The following is a 17,677-nucleotide window of genomic DNA, read 5'->3' on the forward strand; positions in this document are numbered from 1 at the left end:
TTCCCCTATGCATAGTATTGTAAATTAATTGCGCTAAGTTTTATATTATGTTTGCATAATTTTTTATTACGCAGTTTGTAAAATTAAGTTAGAAAAATAAAAAGCCATTTGTGATAGACTTTTGAGTACCAACAAACAAAAGTAAAGGAAAATCACAAATGACCTATAATCATCTTACCATAAGCGAACTGTCCTTCATACAAAATTTTTGGAATCAAGGTGTTAAAGCCTATATTGTAGCTAAAACCTTAAAACGTAGTGCTGAAACTATTTATCGAGTATATCGTTTTTTAGATGCTGGGAATTCGATCTCTGAATACTATGAAAACTATCGGGCTAATAAATCTAAATCCGGCCGTAAACTCATCGTATTACCTAATGATGAGCTTGAGTACATCAAGGAAAAAGTTAGTCTAGGTTGGACTCCTGATACGATCATCGGACGTAATGAAAAACATATCAGTTGCTCAATGCGTACGCTTTATCGCATCTTCAAGCGTTCTAACGTTTTAGATGTGACCTCGCTCCCAATGAAAGGAAAAAGACATCCAAATGGTTACGTTGAACGCCGTGGAAAAGCTGGACGACTAGGTCGGGCTCTTTCAGAGCGGCATCAGGACTATCCCAACTACCATAATGAATTTGGACATCTTGAAGCTGATACGATCCAAGGTAAAAAACATCGTGGTGCAGTAATGACATTAGTTGAACGAAAGTCTAAGGCTGTCATCATTTTGAATACACGCCATAAGACGGATAAAGCTATCTTTGAGAAACTTGATGCTTTACTTTCTGTTACTCCTAAAGGACTCTTTAAATCGATCACTTTTGATAATGGTAAGGAATTTTCTAAGTGGAAAGATATCGCTAATAAGCATGATATCAGTACCTACTTTGCCGATGTAGGTGCTCCTAACCAACGTGCACTAAATGAACATACGAATGGATTACTTAGGAAAGACGGACTAGGAAAAGATATGAATCTCAGTGATCTCCCCACTGACTATGTCCAACAAGTAGCTAGCTATAGAAACAATATTCCACGTAAAAGTTTAAACTACAAAACCCCACTAGAAGTATTCATGAAGTACATTACAAATGAGCATGTAGTTTTTTTCTAACTTAATTTGACAATTCAGGTTATCAAAACATAATATAATATTTTAGCATCATTATTGCTATTACTCATGTGACGTATGTAGCGATTTAAAAGGAGCGTGATCTGTGATGAAGAAAGATTTTAGACTCTTTATTACCAGTAATATTATTTCACAATTTGGTGCAGGGCTGATTTTAGTGGCGCTAAATTGGTATATCATTGATATTTATCATTTAAATAGTTTGATAGCGATCGTTGCTAATATAAATGTTATTGCGGGGATACTTATTTCTATAGTTGCTGTGGGAATGCTTAAGTGTATAAACGCTAGATGGTTAGTGATAAGTTCGAATTGTTTTAGAATATTTTTTATTGTACTGGCTTTAGTGCTTTTTAAAATGAATTTAGATAAGAAATCAGCGATTTATTTATTGGCACTAAGTGGGGGAATCGGTTGGAAGCTGTATTTTCCAGCATCAAAAGATATTTTAAATAGTTTTACGACAGAAGATAATGCCTTACAGATCAATTCATTTGCTGAAATTTCAATGCAAGTTGGCTTATTAACTGCTACCTTATTTTCGGGAATATTGTATCGCTATGTGTATTTTTTACTTTGATCATAACCGAGGAAATACTTAAAATAAAAAACGTGACCTAAATAGATCACGATCAAAATTACAATAACAGTACAAATAAAAAGCAAAGTACCCAAGAAGTACCGTATAAAGCATAGTCGAGACGCATTCTTTCCTGATTTAAACTGCGCCAAGAAAGAGCTTGGAAGATCAAGCCGACTAATGCTAAAACAGAAAGTAATAAAAATAATATATTGCTGTTGGTCGCATTTTTGAGCAGTTGTTCAAATAGCAGTAATACTAGCCAAAAAAGATTGAAGATCAAAAGGTAAGTCCGTGTTCTACTGAGCAAAAAAGCCACTTCTTTTCTAAATTTATTCTTGATTTTATTATACAGCAAGCAAGAATATTCGTAGTAAAAAACGCCTCTCAATAAGCTGAAAGGCGTTTGGTCGTTTTATTCAGAAATAACGAGCATTGATTTGATCGTTTGTCGATTTTGCATATCTTTATAGGCTTGATCGATATCATCCAAGCTATAAGTTTGAGTAAAGACCCGACCTGGATCGATGTCACCATCAAGAACGGCCTTTAATAAGAGTTGCTTATCATAAGTCGTCACAGAAGCAGAGCCCCCGCCGATCGTGATATTTTGCGCAAAAGTTGAACCTAAAGGACGATTATTATAATGTGGTACACCAACATAGCCGATCCGGCCTCCGTTGTGTAAAACACCTAAAGCTTGATCGATCGAAGCTTCAGTCCCCACACATTCAAGAGCAGCATCAGCGCCACCACCTAAGATCTCACGGACTTTGGCGATCCCTTCCGGCCCACGTTCAGCAACAACAGCAGTTGCACCAGAAGCTAAGGCCATTTCTTGGCGGTCTTTATGGCGACTCATGAGAATGATCTGGGAAGCCCCCCGCATTTTAGCTGCGATCACAGCACATTGCCCGACCGCGCCATCACCAATGACAACGACTTTATCGCCAGGTTTGACATCGGCAACGCGTGCAGCATGGTAACCTGTTGGCATCACATCAGCTAGAGTTAAAAGTGATTTGAGCATGCCTTCTGTATAATCCGCTGGTTTGCCAGGGATCTTGACTAAAGCCCAGTTACCATAGTGGAAACGAACGTATTCAGCTTGAAAACCACTTGACCAGTTGCTATAGCCAGGATGGTTATCACAAGTACCATCAAAACCAGCTAAACAAGCGTCACAGTGACCACACCCATGGGTAAATGGTACGATCACAAAATCACCAGGTTTGACCGTGGTGATCGCAGAACCGATCTCTTCAACGATCCCTAAAGCTTCGTGCCCACTATTTTCTGAGTGGGCTGCTTTATCGTCGCCGTGAGCATATGACCAAAGATCTGAGCCACAGACACAAGCACGTACGACTTTGATGATCACATCATCATCCCGCTCAAGTGTTGGTTTTTTGACCTCTTCGATGATCATTTGACCTGCTTTTTCAAAGATTGCGCTTTTCATGAAATTTGCCCCTTTCATCTTAACTATCACTAACATTATAAAAGGTTGCTTGCAAGATATCCAATACTTAGTTTCGATAATTAGTTATGCAAAGAGTGAATAGTTCGTTGTTGTCCCCATTTGAAAAATTTTGTCCAGAAAAATAAGAAAAGTAGATAGGGGATAAGAGAATACTCGGTGAGATAGAGGATCAATTCTTGTTCATCAAGCGTGATAAAACTTTCAACATGTAAGCCTAATACCGTTGTGATCTTGCCATTTCCCTTGATCAATATCATTTCAATGATAAAATCTAAGATAGAAAGATAGCTAAACATTTCTGTTCCACGGATGATATAATTTTTAAAATTCGCAGCCATTGTCTTACGCTCCTTTCTAAGTTGAGCATACCATGTAAACGCTAACTATGGTAGGGGGAGAGCTTTAATTCGGTGATAAATTCACTGTTACCAGTGACTGAATAAGTTGTTGGCACCGAGGTCTCATAAACATCGATCTGATCAGTTAGTGTTTTAAATTCTTTTCGGTAGTTTCCCAAAAGCTACTGTATTACTTCCATAGCCTCTTAGATACATATTTACAGCCCGCAACTGATCCTCAAAAGAAAATTTAGTCATAGTAACCCCCTAAGTCAGATTCCTTTGTCCAACTTAGGGGGGCACTTCACTTAATTCTAAGTCCTTTTTTATTTAATTATTTATCAAAAGTTAAAAATGGTATAGACTTGAAAATGCTTTTATATCAATGCTATAATAGATAAAAAATAATTGGTATATAATTTAGGGGGGTGAAATGAAAAAATCACTTATAACCTTAGCAACTACAGGTGCATTCAGTAGCGCATCTGCAAACACAAACGCTCAAGCACCCATGAGTGGTGGTGGGAAACTAACCGAAAAATATTATGGAAACGGACTATATTGCAATCAATTTACTTGCCGCTCTGACTCAAGACAACTTTGGAACTCAGTTTTCGAAATCTCACGTAACGGTTGGATAAACAGTCTACCAAAACTCGGAACAGGTGGGGGTGGTCGTTAATGACAAAAAAAGAAGAAGCTATAAAACAAGTAAATGATCTTCTCCAACAGTTATACGAATCTTTAGATAATACTAAAGCTAAAGAAGCTGTACAACTAACTTATAACCAGATAAACAAACCATATAAACCATCACAAAAATATAAAGAAATACCAGAAGCAATAGATCTTCTAAAAAAAGATTTCTCTAAACTATCATTGAGTAAGGAAAATAGACTTACACGAAGCCAAGAAGAGATCATGTATAAATTAACAAAACTAACTAGACAAATTTTTCAAAAAGGATTTGACGGAATAATGTATGCCAATATTTGGTTCTCATAAAAAATATAATACGCAAGTGGGTTTTACCCACACCCACAAGCTAAAACCAGCTTGACCGCTCCCTCACTCGCCGTTTAGGCGTCGGAAAGTTATTGCATGTCTTCCCTTGGGTCTCAGTGTCTTTAGTGCAGTAAAGGCAAGGGTTGCCCTACGGCGTCTCGCTACCGCTTGCCCCTTGCCTTTACAGTTACTTTCTCCTCCCATTAAATATCCTAAAATATATAGACCGTAAGCCAAATACCATGTTACAATGAAAACGGATACAGCGACACTTGGCATAAATTTAGAAAGGAATATTTACCATGAAAAAATTTGCCAAATTGCCGTTAATATTAGCGTTAGCCTACTTCATAATATCAATTCCACTAAGCAATGATACTGTATACGCCGATGAACCACTTCATGAAAACAATACAACTACCCTTGTGGCAACCACCGACTCTCAAGAAGAATTGATCGGCACTGATTTTATAACCATAACCCCAAGTCCTTTTAGATCGATCTCACAAAACTATACCGACACACAAATTTTATCTAAAAATACTGTTAGAGAAATATTTCATAATTTGAATAATCTAGATAAGGCAGTACCACTATTATCAACATTCATCGGATTTAGACATCCCATAACAGGAGCAATTCTCGGATTAAGTGGTTTTCAAAACCCAAACTTCCGAAATGCTATAACTAAAGCGTATTACCAAGGCAAAAGAGTTAAGATAGTTATGAAATCTGCAGCAGCAATGTCATTAAGACAAATCGATTACTATGTTATCAACTAGAGAGCAGGAATTTAAAATGAGATTTTGGATAAAAACACTTTTTGGTATAGCTACTGTTATAACTATAGCGCTAGTATATTATCTTAAAACTAAAGAAAGCTTTATAATATACTTCGCAATAATATGCATAATCATAGAAACCCCAATATTTTATCTGCTAGACAAAAAAAATAAATAATCAAATACAATTCAGCGTTTGTTTTTTAAACGCTGTTTTTTGTATTGATCTAAAACACTCTCTCTCTCGACTCATATTTCTCACTATCGACATAACTTTCCAAAGATTTCAGTTCAGTTTCCAAACGATCAATTTTCACTCTCCTAGCTAGCATACGCTCCATGTAGCTATCGAATAGCGCCAACTTTTCTTTTTCCAGCTCGCTCTCGTCCGTTTTTGATTGCGCATGTTTTTCCGCGTACTCAAATATCAAATTTCGATCGAATACTTTTTACCTTTTTCGATTTTCGTTTCGGACATCATTTCGATATAGTCCATCAAAATTTTTTCAGTTACCGTACTCCGATTGCTTCTCGGTAGTAATTCTTTCTTGTCGAATTCCGCAACCAACCTTTTCAAATTTTCGACATCTTTTTCACACAAATAAACCGTTATCTGAGCCATGCTCCCAACCTCCATAACGTTCTAATTCAGATAATTCTGATTTTTCTGCTTGTTTATTATTGTTGGTCGTCACGTGTTTAGCCCGTCCTCTTCTAGTAAATAAGGTATCAACACCTTCAGTATCCAAATTACGTTGCCAAGTCGCGATCGTTCCAGGATCACTTATATCAAACTGAAGTGCTGTTTCCAGATAGGAAGCCTTATGCCCCCGGTTTAAAACGTTGAGCTTAAAATTTCCATCGTAATCGTATTTAGGGTGGCGAACTTTTAACCCATCAATACTATATTTTGATATCGTTTGACCCATATAAGAATATTTGAGTGATTCTTCACTTTGTAAACTTTAGCTACTGTGTTACTTCCATAGCCTCTTAGATACATATTTACAGCCACCAACTTATCCTCAAAAGAAAATTTAGTCATAGTAAAACCCCCTAAGTTAGATTCTTTTGTCCAATTTAGGGGGTTCACTTCAATATGAAGTTAGTATTTTTAGAATTAGAACTTCATATGGCTTCTTTATTTCAATGTTTATAGCGTAATTTTTTTACTCGAACAAATTCATTGTATGCAGTATCAGCTAAGGTAGTAGCTCCGATATTTTTTAAAAAACTTAGATATTCTTGTGCTTGCGTAAAATTATTATCACACAATGAAAGATATAATTTAGTGAGCAATAGCAGATCATATCTAAATAGCGCCTGATAGAGTGGTAGTGTTTGAGAAAAGAAAATTTTAGCCTCCATAAAGTTATTATCAGCCATCAACATTTTAGCGCAGTTGCTTAAAAGAGAAGCTTGTAGATATTTTAAATGAGGATATTTTTTAATAACAATGTTGAGAGCATACTTAGAGATGTTGATGGCAGTAGCTGTTGGAAATGTTTGAAGAATACTATTAATTAAAAAAAGATCTAATTTGTTCCAGGTATTGAATTTTTCTAAATCAGACCAAACCAATGCTGCATTTTCTGTAGATACAGAAATGTTATGGTTGTATTCAAGTAGCGACAATAGTGTTAAACGAATATGGAAAATATCAGTATCATTATGAAATTCAAGATAGTTTTGACATTTTTTTTGCAATTCATCAAGATTTTTTGTGTGATATTGAACCGATTCGATGAACTCATTAATAAGTAATTGTTTTTTATCCCACTTATACCCTGAGGCAATATAATCAAATTCCATTGGAGTTAATCCGAGGTTATTAATTAATTTAACTGCGGTGTCGTAAGCCGGGATTTGCTTTCCATTTTCGATTTTTGAAATTGAGGTACGCGATAAAAAATCTTGTGACAAGTCTGTTTGTTTCAAGTTACGTGAAATTCTGATCTGTTTTAGAACTTTACCAAATTCCATAAAAATCTCCCCCAATCAAAAAAGTGTGAGTTTAGTTTATGTATAGAGAAAATATGAAACACGAGTGCTAGAATACGTTAAACGAGATTGAGTTGTGTTGGTTACTGATGATTATAGTGCAATTTTTTTGAAAGTAAACAGTTTATTTTGAGAATGGAGAATTATGATGTTTGAAATTATTAATGACGAAAAGTTATATTTTGAAAAATTTAAAGATTTTTCAATTGATCAAGAAAAAATTCCTTTATTTATTGATCCAAAACGGGAAGATTTATTAAAAATTAGTCGGAATTTAAGTATGAATGATTACATGTTTAAACAAATTGTTAAGTGTGATTTAGGTATGATTTTATCAAGAGAGGTGATGTCATATACTATGAATGCTGATTTTTGTAGAAAGTGGATAGATACGCTTGAAGAGATGAAACAAGCTTCTACGCTACTTATTATCGGTTTATATAAAGACTTTACTCAAAAAAAAGTATTGGAAATTTTAGAGCACTGTAGAGCACAAGGAATCGCGGTGTATCTGTTATTAGGGAGAGATTTGTCATCTTTGAGTTGGATGGTAAGTAAGCAATTTTTAAGAAGTAATGCTAAAAAGTGCGGAGTATTTTCATACAAAAAATTACCACAATTTAAACAAAGAACAGTTGCTTGGAATCTTTTTGGGAGTCAAGAACTCAGTGTAGAAAACATAAAGGAGATTTTAGAAAGAAATAAATGGAACGTACTTGTATTTCACGGACATGGCAAAGAAGATCATCTTAATTTAAATGATTTTACACTTCATGGGTTTAATAGATGTATTAAGTGGGATGGAAAATTTGCACCGTCTTGGGGGCATCCGGGACAAAAATTCTTTAAAGATGAAAAAAAGGCGATCATGTTAAGTTCAATAAAAGCAGAAAAGGTATTTCTATTATCCTGTAGCAATTTTCCATTTAGTGATGCCAGATTATACGGTGCTAGGTACAATTTGGTTTTAAATGCTATTGATGGCGTTGTTCGAAATATTGTAGCATCTTTAGCAGTTCAATCAGCTGATTTGCCGGAATTGAGTTTAATATTGCAAGAATCTGATATGAATAATATTAGTGATCAGCTTCAAGAGAGTTTGAGTGATATTCAGCCGTTTGTTTCACTTGTAACTATTGGTCTTCCTGACGAAATTCCTGCTAAAAAAATGAGCTCTCCAGTAGCTAGAGAAACAGTTTTGACAAAATTGATCTTATCCAGACTATCGATTTTCTCTAGTTCAACAATGTTGGATAGTACACACCCAATTAAAAAGTGGGCTAGAAAAATTTTAACAGAAACAATGCAATATACCAGGAGAGGAACAATTGGCACAGAGAGTGAAGATACAGAAAAATTTGAGAAGGAACTTCGTAATCGTGTAAACCCATTTTCAAAAGAGATGGGGATGTTATTTCAAAAAAACTCAAGTGACCAACTTGCTGACTTTGATAGTTTCAATATATATCGCTCAGTAATGAATAAAAGTAGTATATCTGATGTTACTTGCGATTGTGGAAGGATAGCAAAAAATTGTGATTATCTGCCAGAAACATCTAATGTATTTAAATTAAATGCGACTTATTGCTATTTATGTGGTGATAAATTAGTTTCTATGATAGGAATGCCTCAAATAAAATTTAGCTGTGATGAGTACAATGAAAAAGGATTACAGATAAATTATAAAATTGAGATAACACCACAATATAAAGGAGATGTGTTTATATTAGTTCAAGTACCTAGTTACATTGAAAAATATGTAGAAAAAACACAATTAAAGAAAATTCGCTTTAACACTCTGAGAACGGTAGTAATAGATGGAAAAATCAAGATAGATAAAGATATTCCACTGCAAAGTTATTATCTAAAGTTGATCGTGATTCAAAATGCAGGTTTGGCCATTAGTCGTTGCTTTTTTAATTTAGTTGAGAATTAGTATTGAATAAACTGATACGAGAGGGAGAAGATTTATATGAAAGAAGTACTTGCTGTAACAACGAACTTTGGGTTTGGACCAGTATCAAAATTGTGTGCGATCTTAAAAGGTATTTTGAAAAAATATGGAGGATATAACAGAAAGATCAATGGAATTTTTAACAGGTGATCCTAATATTGAGCTGTGGGAAAATCTGGTCGCAGGACCAACATTAACAGTCACACACTTAGTTATTGCTAAGGATAAGGCAGTACCGCAACATTTTGTTGATTATGATGTAATAGTAGTATCGATCAAGGGCAAGGTAGAATTTTATACTGAAACTGGGGATTTTGAGATCATCTATCCAGGCAAGCTCGTTAAAATGAAACCCAATGAAAAGCATGCCTTAAAAGCGCAAACTGATGCTGAATTGATGGTCATCAAGATGAAACTGAATAAGTAAGTTAGAGTATTTACTGATGTTAACATAGCTAAAACGTGTTCGATGATGCAACGCTTAGTGAATAACGAGGCACCACCAATTTACGGTGGGGTCCTCGTTATTTATATGGCGCTGATTACATCGTCGAACACGTTTTTTGCGTTGCAAGTTGGCACAACTGAGTGTGACACGAGTGCATTTGGATTTTGTTGTAAGCGCATACTTTGGAATTTAAGATTAAATTGTAAACATAAACAGGAGGTATTACGACATGGATGACGCAAAGAACAAAACATCACTTAAAGCTCGGATCCAAAAATTAGGAACTGCACTTTCAGGAATGGTGATGCCAAATATTGCTGCCATTATTGCATGGGGACTTATCACAGCGATCTTTATGGCTGAGGGCTGGTTCCCTAATAAACAGATCGCTGAACTTATCGGCCCAATGTTGAATTATTTATTGCCTCTCTTGATCGGTTATGTCGGGGGAAGAATGGTCTATGAAGAGCGAGGAGCGGTCGTTGGGGCGATCGCGACGATCGGGGTCGTTGTTGGCTCACAAGTTCCGATGTTTCTTGGAGCGATGATCATGGGACCGCTTGGTGGATGGTGTATCAAGAAATTAGACAGTATCTTCCAAGATAAAGTGCGTTCGGGGTTAGAAATGATCTATAACAACTTTACCAGTGGGATCATGGGGATGCTCTTAGCGATCGTTGGGGTCTATGTAGTCAATCCGGTCGTTAATACCGGTAGTATGCTGATGGGTGAAGGTGTTGACTGGATCATTTCAGTTCACTTACTGCCCTTAGCTAATATCTTTATCGAACCAGCTAAAGTTTTATTCCTAAATAATGCGATCGGTAACGGGATCTTAGTTCCATTAGGGATCCAACAAGCCGCAAGTGCTGGTAAATCTGTCTTATTCTTACTTGAATCTAACCCAGGCCCGGGTCTAGGTGTTTTGTTAGCCTTTACGTTCTTTGGTAAGGGTAATGCTAAAGGTTCGGCTCCAGGAGCTGCTTTCATCCAGTTCATCGGTGGGATCCATGAAGTTTATTTCCCATATATCTTGATGAAACCAGCGATGTTTTTAGCCGTGATCGCCGGTGGGGTGACAGGGACATTTACTTTCCAAATGTTTGGTGCTGGTCTTAAAGCCGCTGCTTCCCCAGGGTCGATCATTGCGATCCTAGCAATGACGCCAAAAGGTAGCTATCTTGGCGTACTAGCCGGTGTAGCTACCGGGGCTGTGGTGTCCTTTATCATCGCAGCGATCATTTTGAAACATGACCGCTCTACTGCTGATGAATTTGAAGCTAAGCAACAAGAGATGGCACAAATGAAAGCGGAGTCAAAAGGAAAAGAAACACCAACTAACTTGGCACCAGCTGATTTTTCTGGGATCAAAAAGATCATTTTTGCTTGTGATGCTGGGATGGGCTCTTCGGCGATGGGAGCTTCTTTACTGCGAGATAAGATCAAAAAAGCAGGTATTACAGATGTTTCGGTCACAAATACGGCTGTCAGTCGCTTACAAGATGAACCTGATCTATTAGTCGTAACTCAAGTGGAATTAGCTGAACGCGCAGCCCAAAAAACCCCAAGTGCTGTACATGTTCAAGTTGGTAATTTCTTAAACAGTCCGCGGTATGACGAGATCATCGCGCGCTTAAAAACTGAGACCTTGATCAATGAAGAGACTGGCGCTGAGCCTAAAGCTACTACTGGTTCAGAACTTGAACTTTCTAATATCAAAGAGATCAACTTCATTCGACATGATCAAAATATCGGAACCTCAACGATGGCAGTTAGTCTTTTCAAAGATAGCTTGCATAAAGCGGGTAAAAAAGTACCAGTCAAAGCAGTTCGCTTAGACGAGTTGGTAGATAGCTCAGATCATTTAGTGATCGTCACTAAGGAAGCTAAAAAGAACTTAGATATCCGTTATACCAAGGTTCAAGTGCTCGTAGTTTCTGATCTGTTGACTGACGAAAAATTAGCTCAGATCATTGCTGGTTTAGCTTAGGAGGTTTTAGAGATGGAATTAAAAGAAAATATGATCTTGTTAGATCAAGCACCAGCGACCAAAAAAGAAGCGATCCGCTTAGCCGGTGAATTATTGGTCAAAGAAGGCTGTGTTGATGAGCGTTATATCGATTCGATGATCAAACGAAACGAAGATGTTTCAACATATATGGGCAATTTTATCGCGATTCCCCATGGTACGGATGAAGGGAAACGTTTCATCAAAAAGACCGGGATCTCGGTGGTCCAAGTACCTTTAGGGGTAGATTTTAGCAATGATGAACAAGTGGAAAATCTAGTAACAGTAGTCTTTGGGATCGCGGGGGCAAATAATGAGCACTTAGAGCTGTTATCACAGATCGCCTTGTATTGTAGCGATGTTTCTAACGTAGCAAAATTGGCGGATGCCACAACTAAAGCAGAGATCATTAATTTATTGAAAGAGGTTGGATAATAATGAAAGCATTACATTTTGGCGCAGGAAATATTGGACGGGGTTTCATTGGTGAAGTATTAGCGAAAAATGGTTTTGAGATCACATTTGTTGATGTAAATGAAAAAGTGATCACAGCTTTGAATGAAAAACATGAATACCTTATCCAACTAGCAGAACCAACTAAAAAACAAATTAAAGTTACTGGGGTCGCTGGGATAAATAATGCAAAAGAGCCTGCCAAAGTAGCCCAAGCTTTTGCTAAAGCAGATATCGTGACCACAGCGATCGGACCCAAGATTTTACCTTTGATCGCTCCATTGATCGCAGCTGGGATCAAACTCAGAAGAAAAAATGATAATTATCAAAAGATCGATGTAATCGCTTGTGAAAATATGATCGGTGGTTCGCAATTCTTAAAAACCGAGGTCTATAAGCACTTAGACGCAGCAACTAAAGCTTTTGCGGATGAATATATCGGTTTTCCAAATGCAGCGGTCGATCGGATCGTCCCGCAACAAAGCCATGCCGATCCGTTATTTGTGGTCGTTGAACCCTTTAAAGAATGGGTCATTGATGAAAGTCAACTAAAAGATCCGGCTTTAAAATTAAAAGACGTCCACTATGCCAAGCAGCTTGAACCTTATATCGAACGCAAATTGTTCTCGGTCAACACGGGACACGCAACGGTAGCGTACACGGGGCAAGTTTACGGATATGACACGATCGGTGAGGCGATAAAAGATAAAAGGGTCTTAGACCAAGTTAAAGCTGTACTAGCCGAGACGCGGGAATTATTGTTAGCCAAATGGGGTTTTGAGCGCGCTGAACTGGAAGCTTATCAACAAAAGATCATCGAACGTTTCGAAAATCCGGAGCTTTCAGATGAGATCACGCGTGTCGGACGAACACCGATCCGCAAGTTGGGTTATGACGAACGCTTCATTCGTCCGATCAGAGAAGCTAAGTTGCACGGTTTGAGCTATCAAGCACTTTTAAAGACAGCCAGTGATATTTATCGCTTCAATGATCCGGCTGATCCAGAAAGCCAACAGCTAAAAGAAATGTTGACGACGTTACCTTTGATCGAGGTGATCTACCAAACAACTGGGTTAGATAAACAAAAAGATGCTACACTGCTGGCAGAATTAAAAGCGCAGTGTGAACGATAACTTTGCTGACTACTACCCTTAGTTTGGGGTGGTAGTTTTGTGTTATTACCTAATATTTTAAACATAAAAAATTAAAGGTTATACTGGAGGAAGGACGATGAGAAAGCAAGGTGATGAGACGTGGTAAGATTGACCAAGCGCCAGGAAGTGATCTTGGGCGAGTTGGTGAAAAATGCTCCCGAGGGGATCGCACTTTCACAGTTGAGTAAGATCACCAAAGTCAGTCGACGTACGCTATATCGGGAATTTAATGAATTGAGTTTGTATTTGCAACATCTCGGGCTAAATTTACAAAATGAACAAGGACGTTATGTTTTGGTGGGCAAAAATGTAGCTTTGAAGCAATTACAAGTGATATTAGGGATGCAGACCGAACTAGTTGAACCACTTAAGCCAAAGAGTCGCCAAAATGCTTTGGCAGCCTTGCTGTTATTAGCTGACCAACCGCAAAAGATCATCAGTTTAGCGTTAGAATTGGACGTTAGTGAAGGGACGATCCAACGTGATCTAAGTGGATTAGAGGAAGCATTTGCTAGTTTTGCGATCAAGTTGCAACGCCAAAAAGGTGTAGGTGTTTGGCTAGAAACGACTGAACTCAAACGGCGTCAGTTTTTAAGTGAGATCATGTTGAATGAACTCAATGATTATCAATTTTTTGCTTATCTAGATGATAAAACAACGATCGTACCCGACTTTTTCTTACGCTTATTGCCTAAAAAGCTATTACAACAATGTTATCAAGGCTTGGAACAAAAGATTTTACCAAAATTAAAGGTCACTTCGGATCATCAAGTATTGCAATTAGTTATCCTCTTTGCGATCTGTTTGGTGCGAAGTAAAAAGCATCCCGTAAAAGTAGAGCTAAAAGACCAACTCTTGCGCTATCAAGCCTTAGTCTATGCTTTTTTGAGTGCCGTAGATGAAGAGCTTGAACAAAATGAGCTCACTTATTTAGCATATCAACTGAAAAAAGGTGATCAAAATGCCAAGAGTTTTACCTATACTGATGAGTATGAATTAGCAGTCTCTCTCAAAGTTAAGGCATTGATCGCACTAGTCTCGCAGGACATGAAATTTGATTTTTCACGTGATCTAGTCTTTTTTAAAAAACTCAGTCGCCACGTGATAACGCTCTTAAAACAGCCGCACCAAGGTCTGCCAAATGTTCGGATCGAGACTTTAGCGCGGATAAAAAATGATCATCCAGAATTATTTGCTTGTGTCAAACGAGCTTGGAAGGAGATCTTTTTTGAACAAACGATCAGTGAGACTGAATTACAACTGATCTTATTATATTTTGCTAGTCAATATGTAGAAACCAAGCGCTCAGATAAGTTAGCAGTGTTGATCGTTTGTGAAAACGGGATCGGGACGTCTTCTATTTTGAAGCAACGTTTGAAAAAAGAGCTCCCGCAAGTCAAGCATTTCAAACTTGCGCGGATCCAAGAACTAAATGAGCTTGAGCTAGGAGAATATGATATTGTATTGTCGACGCTACGCTTACCGGGATTTCCGCGTGAATATCAAATCGTTAGTCCATTATTGACCAAAGAAGAACTTATGCGATTAAAGACCTATATCAAAGATTACCAGCGTAAATATTTTGCTAAAGTAGCGACTAGAAAAAACAAGCAGTTCAACGGTAAATTGCCGCAAACTTTGAGCTTTATCGCAGCGACAGCCTTTTTTTGCACTGAATTAGTCAATGAGTTACAGGTCAAAAAAGTCGATAATACTGGATTTGATCTGCGACAGACCATTGAAAAGCTCGTAGGTGAGATCGGCAACAATATTATTTTGAATGAAGCTGAGGCGGTAACTGCTTTAGAGAAAAGACAACGCTTAGCTCCGATCGGTCTGCCGGATAGTTCGTTAGCTTTGTTGCATACGACTAGTTGTGCGATCAAACGTTGTCATTTTGCGATTTTCGAGCTGACTGAACCGATCACGATGCAAGCGATGGATCAACGCCCGATCGTCGTCAAGCGCATGTTAGTTTTATTAGCACCAGAAAATATGTCCCAGATCGAACAAGATGCTTTAGGAACGATCAGCAGTATGATCATCCTAAATGATGATACCTTGGCTTTATTTGAACAAGGAGATCAAAAAGCACTTCAAAGTGAGCTGGCTAAACGTTTCTTAAAAGAAATCAAAGCTGGTATACCAATTTAAATATATATTAGTTGACAGAAGAATTTCATTGCGCTATATTTAGTCTTGTTACTTGATGTAACTAACTTCTATGAGATTTGAAAATAATAATTAAGGTATATACCAATTTAAAAATGCGAGGTATTGAATTATGTGTGGTATCGTTGGCGTAACTGGCAATGAAAATGCAACAGATATTTTATTAGATGGATTACAACAATTAGAATACCGTGGCTATGACTCAGCTGGTATCTATGTAAATGACCAACAAGGTGATGGCTTTTTAGTTAAGGAAAAAGGTCGGATCGCGGATCTACGTGCTTTAGTTGGTCCAGAAGTCAAAGGCTCGACTGGGATCGGCCATACACGTTGGGCAACACACGGAGTTCCAAGTGTTAAAAATGCGCACCCCCATGTTTCAGCCGATGGACGTTTCTTCTTAGTTCATAACGGTGTGATCGGTAACTTTAGCCAATTGCGCGATGAATACTTAGGAGATGTTGAATTAAAGAGTGATACAGATACAGAGATCATCGTGCAATTGATCGGTAAATTTGCCGCTGAAGGGATGGATACTTTAGCTGCTTTCCGTAAGGTTTTAGGCTTAGTTGATGAAAGTTCATCTTACGCATTCTTATTGATGGACAAAGAACAACCAAGCAAGTTATTTGTAGCTAAAAACAAGAGTCCATTGTTACTTGGGGTGGGAGATGGCTTCAACGTTGTTTGTTCTGATGCTACAGCGATGCTTGAACAAACTCATGATTTCATCGAATTGATGGATGGTGAAGTCGTAGTAGTCGAACCAGACAAGATCTTGATCATGGATCCAGCTGGCAATGCCGTAGAGCGTGAACCATTCCATATCGATATGGATCCACAAGCTGCTAAAAAAGGCGCTTATCCATATTACATGTTAAAAGAGATCGATGAACAACCAGGTGTGATGCGCACTTTGATCCAAGAATACGTTAACGAAGACGGCTCAGTTAAGATCGATCAAGAACTGTTGGATGCTCTATCCAAGGCAGATCGTTTATACATCGTAGCTGCTGGGACAAGTTATCATGCTGGTTTAGTGGGGAAAGAGTTATTTGAAAAATTAGCTCATATTCCAACTGAAGTTCATGTGGCTTCTGAATTTGCTTATAACCCACCATTGTTGTCTGAAAAGCCATTCTTTATCTTCTTGACTCAAAGTGGGGAAACAGCTGATAGTCGCCAAGTGTTGACACAAGTTAATGAATGGGGTTATCCAAGTTTGACGATCACCAATGTGGCTAACTCAACGCTTTCACGTGAAGCAACTTATACTTTGTTGTTACACGCTGGCCCTGAGATCGCGGTTGCTTCAACTAAAGCTTACACCGCCCAGATCGCTTTAGAAGCTATTTTAGTCAAAGCTTATGGTGAAGCCAAAAACATCAAGGCGGCTAAGGACTTTGATGTTGCAGGTGAATTGACAAAAGTTGCTAACGGGATGCAAGAATTAGTTGATGAAAAAGGTGACATTGAAAAGATCGCCCAAGATATGTTTGCGACAACACGCAACGCCTTTTATATCGGTCGTGGTGTGGACTATGCATTAGCCCAAGAAGCTGCTTTGAAGCTAAAAGAAGTTTCTTATGTTCAAACTGAAGGATTTGCTTCAGGTGAATTAAAGCACGGCACGATCGCCTTGATCGAAGAAGGTACACCAGTCGTAGCGATCATCACTGATCCTAAGACTGCTGCTCATACACGAAGCAATGCACAAGAAGTTATCGCGCGTGGTGCAAATGTCTTATTCATCTCCAGCCGTGATGTAGCTGCTGAAGGTGATCAGATCATCTTACCAGAAGTTGATCCATTGTTATCACCACTTGTTTCAGTCGTACCAACACAATTGTTGGCTTACTATGTAAGTTTACAACGTGGTTATGACGTGGATAAGCCACGTAACTTGGCTAAGAGTGTAACTGTTGAATAAAATTATCTATGTAAAAGTCTGTTTCCTAAAATGGAAGCAGGCTTTTTTAATGGCTTAGGGTCAACGTTTTAGGCGTTTATCCTAAGCTTTTTTGTGTTTATGATGTTTACTTATTTTAATTTAGTTTAAAGAAAATGAATTTTATGATAAGATGTTTATTTAGCGAAGTATTATTTTTTGTAAATGAACGAATATAGGATAGATAAAAGCAGTATTGGCAATTTTTGGGG

General features: G+C 37.8%; 20 protein-coding genes. 13 read left to right on the forward strand and 7 right to left on the reverse strand.

The features are described 5' to 3' along the window. The first annotated feature begins 158 nt into the window (after positions 1 to 158). Both CPS94_RS10845 and CPS94_RS10850 read left to right on the forward strand, forming a co-directional pair. Positions 159 to 1,121, forward strand: a complete 963-nt coding sequence (locus CPS94_RS10845) for an IS30 family transposase (RefSeq protein ID WP_004048827.1) — start codon at positions 159 to 161, stop codon at positions 1,119 to 1,121. A gap of 106 nt (positions 1,122 to 1,227) precedes the next feature. After that, a complete protein-coding gene (locus CPS94_RS10850) occupies positions 1,228 to 1,719 on the forward strand; it encodes an MFS transporter (RefSeq protein ID WP_004050421.1) in 492 nt (163 codons plus the stop codon). 58 nt (positions 1,720 to 1,777) lie between these two features. Here CPS94_RS10850 and CPS94_RS10855 read toward each other — a convergent pair whose 3' ends face one another. The 3 genes from CPS94_RS10855 to CPS94_RS10865 form a co-directional block, all read right to left on the reverse strand. After that, positions 1,778 to 2,029, reverse strand: a complete 252-nt coding sequence (locus tag CPS94_RS10855) for a hypothetical protein (RefSeq protein ID WP_129303359.1) — start codon at positions 2,027 to 2,029, stop codon at positions 1,778 to 1,780. Positions 2,030 to 2,134: 105 nt separating this feature from the next. Beyond that, positions 2,135 to 3,181: a zinc-binding dehydrogenase gene (locus CPS94_RS10860; protein WP_004050419.1), complete on the reverse strand. Its 1,047-nt coding sequence runs from the start codon at positions 3,179 to 3,181 to the stop codon at positions 2,135 to 2,137. Between the two features lie 80 nt (positions 3,182 to 3,261). Further along, complete coding sequence (locus tag CPS94_RS10865; RefSeq protein ID WP_004050417.1) at positions 3,262 to 3,540, reverse strand: hypothetical protein; 279 nt, start codon at positions 3,538 to 3,540, stop codon at positions 3,262 to 3,264. 433 nt (positions 3,541 to 3,973) lie between these two features. Between CPS94_RS10865 and CPS94_RS10870 the strand changes: the two genes are divergently transcribed. The 3 genes from CPS94_RS10870 to CPS94_RS10880 all read left to right on the forward strand — a co-directional run bounded on the left by CPS94_RS10870 (position 3,974) and on the right by CPS94_RS10880 (position 5,327). Beyond that, a complete protein-coding gene (locus CPS94_RS10870; RefSeq protein WP_112193273.1) occupies positions 3,974 to 4,222 on the forward strand; it encodes a leucocin A/sakacin P family class II bacteriocin in 249 nt (82 codons plus the stop codon). Continuing rightward, the gene (locus CPS94_RS10875; RefSeq protein WP_112193271.1) at positions 4,222 to 4,545 is read left to right on the forward strand and encodes a hypothetical protein; all 324 of its coding nucleotides are present in this window, start codon (positions 4,222 to 4,224) and stop codon (positions 4,543 to 4,545) included. Before CPS94_RS10870 ends, CPS94_RS10875 begins: the two co-directional genes overlap by 1 nt. Before the next feature lie 302 nt (positions 4,546 to 4,847). Further along, positions 4,848 to 5,327 carry a hypothetical protein gene (locus CPS94_RS10880; protein ID WP_112193269.1) on the forward strand — a complete coding sequence of 160 codons (480 nt, stop codon included), beginning with the start codon at positions 4,848 to 4,850 and terminating at the stop codon, positions 5,325 to 5,327. Positions 5,328 to 5,754: 427 nt separating this feature from the next. Here the strand turns inward: CPS94_RS10880 and CPS94_RS10890 are convergent, their stop codons facing one another. The 4 genes from CPS94_RS10890 to CPS94_RS10900 all read right to left on the reverse strand — a co-directional run bounded on the left by CPS94_RS10890 (position 5,755) and on the right by CPS94_RS10900 (position 7,310). After that, the gene (locus CPS94_RS10890; RefSeq protein WP_112193265.1) at positions 5,755 to 5,949 is read right to left on the reverse strand and encodes a hypothetical protein; all 195 of its coding nucleotides are present in this window, start codon (positions 5,947 to 5,949) and stop codon (positions 5,755 to 5,757) included. Next, entirely contained in the window at positions 5,921 to 6,256 is a 336-nt protein-coding gene (locus tag CPS94_RS10895; RefSeq protein WP_112193263.1) for a helix-turn-helix domain-containing protein, read from the reverse strand. Before CPS94_RS10895 ends, CPS94_RS10890 begins: the two co-directional genes overlap by 29 nt. Then, on the reverse strand, positions 6,217 to 6,372 hold the full coding sequence (locus CPS94_RS11395) for a transposase (protein ID WP_162626448.1): 156 nt from the start codon (positions 6,370 to 6,372) through the stop codon (positions 6,217 to 6,219). The genes CPS94_RS10895 and CPS94_RS11395 overlap by 40 nt, the downstream gene beginning before the upstream one ends. Before the next feature lie 101 nt (positions 6,373 to 6,473). Continuing rightward, the gene (locus CPS94_RS10900; protein WP_112193261.1) at positions 6,474 to 7,310 is read right to left on the reverse strand and encodes a helix-turn-helix domain-containing protein; all 837 of its coding nucleotides are present in this window, start codon (positions 7,308 to 7,310) and stop codon (positions 6,474 to 6,476) included. A 163-nt stretch (positions 7,311 to 7,473) separates the two neighbouring features. Here CPS94_RS10900 and CPS94_RS10905 point away from each other — a divergent pair, with 163 nt between their 5' ends. From CPS94_RS10905 to glmS, 8 genes are all read left to right on the forward strand, one after another. Further along, a complete protein-coding gene (locus tag CPS94_RS10905) occupies positions 7,474 to 9,264 on the forward strand; it encodes a hypothetical protein (protein ID WP_112193259.1) in 1,791 nt (596 codons plus the stop codon). A 36-nt stretch (positions 9,265 to 9,300) separates the two neighbouring features. Continuing rightward, positions 9,301 to 9,432 carry a hypothetical protein gene (locus CPS94_RS11745; protein ID WP_004050403.1) on the forward strand — a complete coding sequence of 44 codons (132 nt, stop codon included), beginning with the start codon at positions 9,301 to 9,303 and terminating at the stop codon, positions 9,430 to 9,432. After that, on the forward strand, positions 9,413 to 9,709 hold the full coding sequence (locus CPS94_RS10910; protein WP_112193257.1) for a cupin domain-containing protein: 297 nt from the start codon (positions 9,413 to 9,415) through the stop codon (positions 9,707 to 9,709). Before CPS94_RS11745 ends, CPS94_RS10910 begins: the two co-directional genes overlap by 20 nt. A 250-nt stretch (positions 9,710 to 9,959) precedes the next feature. Beyond that, positions 9,960 to 11,720 carry a PTS mannitol transporter subunit IICBA gene (locus CPS94_RS10915; protein WP_112193255.1) on the forward strand — a complete coding sequence of 587 codons (1,761 nt, stop codon included), beginning with the start codon at positions 9,960 to 9,962 and terminating at the stop codon, positions 11,718 to 11,720. A 12-nt stretch (positions 11,721 to 11,732) separates the two neighbouring features. Then, positions 11,733 to 12,173 (forward strand): PTS sugar transporter subunit IIA, encoded by a 441-nt coding sequence (locus CPS94_RS10920; protein WP_112193253.1) that lies wholly within the window; start codon positions 11,733 to 11,735, stop codon positions 12,171 to 12,173. Beyond that, positions 12,173 to 13,324: a mannitol-1-phosphate 5-dehydrogenase gene (locus CPS94_RS10925; RefSeq protein WP_191981811.1), complete on the forward strand. Its 1,152-nt coding sequence runs from the start codon at positions 12,173 to 12,175 to the stop codon at positions 13,322 to 13,324. Before CPS94_RS10920 ends, CPS94_RS10925 begins: the two co-directional genes overlap by 1 nt. A 120-nt stretch (positions 13,325 to 13,444) precedes the next feature. After that, complete coding sequence (locus CPS94_RS10930) at positions 13,445 to 15,499, forward strand: BglG family transcription antiterminator (protein WP_112193249.1); 2,055 nt, start codon at positions 13,445 to 13,447, stop codon at positions 15,497 to 15,499. A 130-nt stretch (positions 15,500 to 15,629) separates the two neighbouring features. Further along, positions 15,630 to 17,447, forward strand: a complete 1,818-nt coding sequence (gene glmS, locus CPS94_RS10935) for a glutamine--fructose-6-phosphate transaminase (isomerizing) (protein ID WP_112193247.1) — start codon at positions 15,630 to 15,632, stop codon at positions 17,445 to 17,447. The last annotated feature ends 230 nt before the right edge of the window (positions 17,448 to 17,677 follow it).

It is taken from the genome of Ligilactobacillus murinus, from assembly GCF_003288115.1.
GTDB lineage: Bacteria > Bacillota > Bacilli > Lactobacillales > Lactobacillaceae > Ligilactobacillus > Ligilactobacillus murinus.

Excerpts from the sequence above, each read along its gene's own strand:
- CPS94_RS10900 (WP_112193261.1), bottom strand. The coding sequence starts at position 7,310 with ATGGAATTTGGTAAAGTTCTAAAACAGATCAGAATTTCACGTAACTTG.
- CPS94_RS10905 (WP_112193259.1), top strand. The coding sequence starts at position 7,474 with ATGATGTTTGAAATTATTAATGACGAAAAGTTATATTTTGAAAAATTT.
- CPS94_RS10895 (WP_112193263.1), bottom strand. The coding sequence starts at position 6,256 with ATGGGTCAAACGATATCAAAATATAGTATTGATGGGTTAAAAGTTCGC.
- CPS94_RS10890 (WP_112193265.1), bottom strand. The coding sequence starts at position 5,949 with ATGGCTCAGATAACGGTTTATTTGTGTGAAAAAGATGTCGAAAATTTG.
- CPS94_RS10845 (WP_004048827.1), top strand. The coding sequence starts at position 159 with ATGACCTATAATCATCTTACCATAAGCGAACTGTCCTTCATACAAAAT.
- glmS (WP_112193247.1), top strand. The coding sequence starts at position 15,630 with ATGTGTGGTATCGTTGGCGTAACTGGCAATGAAAATGCAACAGATATT.
- CPS94_RS10850 (WP_004050421.1), top strand. The coding sequence starts at position 1,228 with ATGAAGAAAGATTTTAGACTCTTTATTACCAGTAATATTATTTCACAA.
- CPS94_RS11745 (WP_004050403.1), top strand. The coding sequence starts at position 9,301 with ATGAAAGAAGTACTTGCTGTAACAACGAACTTTGGGTTTGGACCAGTA.
- CPS94_RS11395 (WP_162626448.1), bottom strand. The coding sequence starts at position 6,372 with ATGACTAAATTTTCTTTTGAGGATAAGTTGGTGGCTGTAAATATGTAT.
- CPS94_RS10875 (WP_112193271.1), top strand. The coding sequence starts at position 4,222 with ATGACAAAAAAAGAAGAAGCTATAAAACAAGTAAATGATCTTCTCCAA.
- CPS94_RS10920 (WP_112193253.1), top strand. The coding sequence starts at position 11,733 with ATGGAATTAAAAGAAAATATGATCTTGTTAGATCAAGCACCAGCGACC.
- CPS94_RS10880 (WP_112193269.1), top strand. The coding sequence starts at position 4,848 with ATGAAAAAATTTGCCAAATTGCCGTTAATATTAGCGTTAGCCTACTTC.
- CPS94_RS10910 (WP_112193257.1), top strand. The coding sequence starts at position 9,413 with ATGGAATTTTTAACAGGTGATCCTAATATTGAGCTGTGGGAAAATCTG.
- CPS94_RS10915 (WP_112193255.1), top strand. The coding sequence starts at position 9,960 with ATGGATGACGCAAAGAACAAAACATCACTTAAAGCTCGGATCCAAAAA.
- CPS94_RS10860 (WP_004050419.1), bottom strand. The coding sequence starts at position 3,181 with ATGAAAAGCGCAATCTTTGAAAAAGCAGGTCAAATGATCATCGAAGAG.
- CPS94_RS10865 (WP_004050417.1), bottom strand. The coding sequence starts at position 3,540 with ATGGCTGCGAATTTTAAAAATTATATCATCCGTGGAACAGAAATGTTT.
- CPS94_RS10870 (WP_112193273.1), top strand. The coding sequence starts at position 3,974 with ATGAAAAAATCACTTATAACCTTAGCAACTACAGGTGCATTCAGTAGC.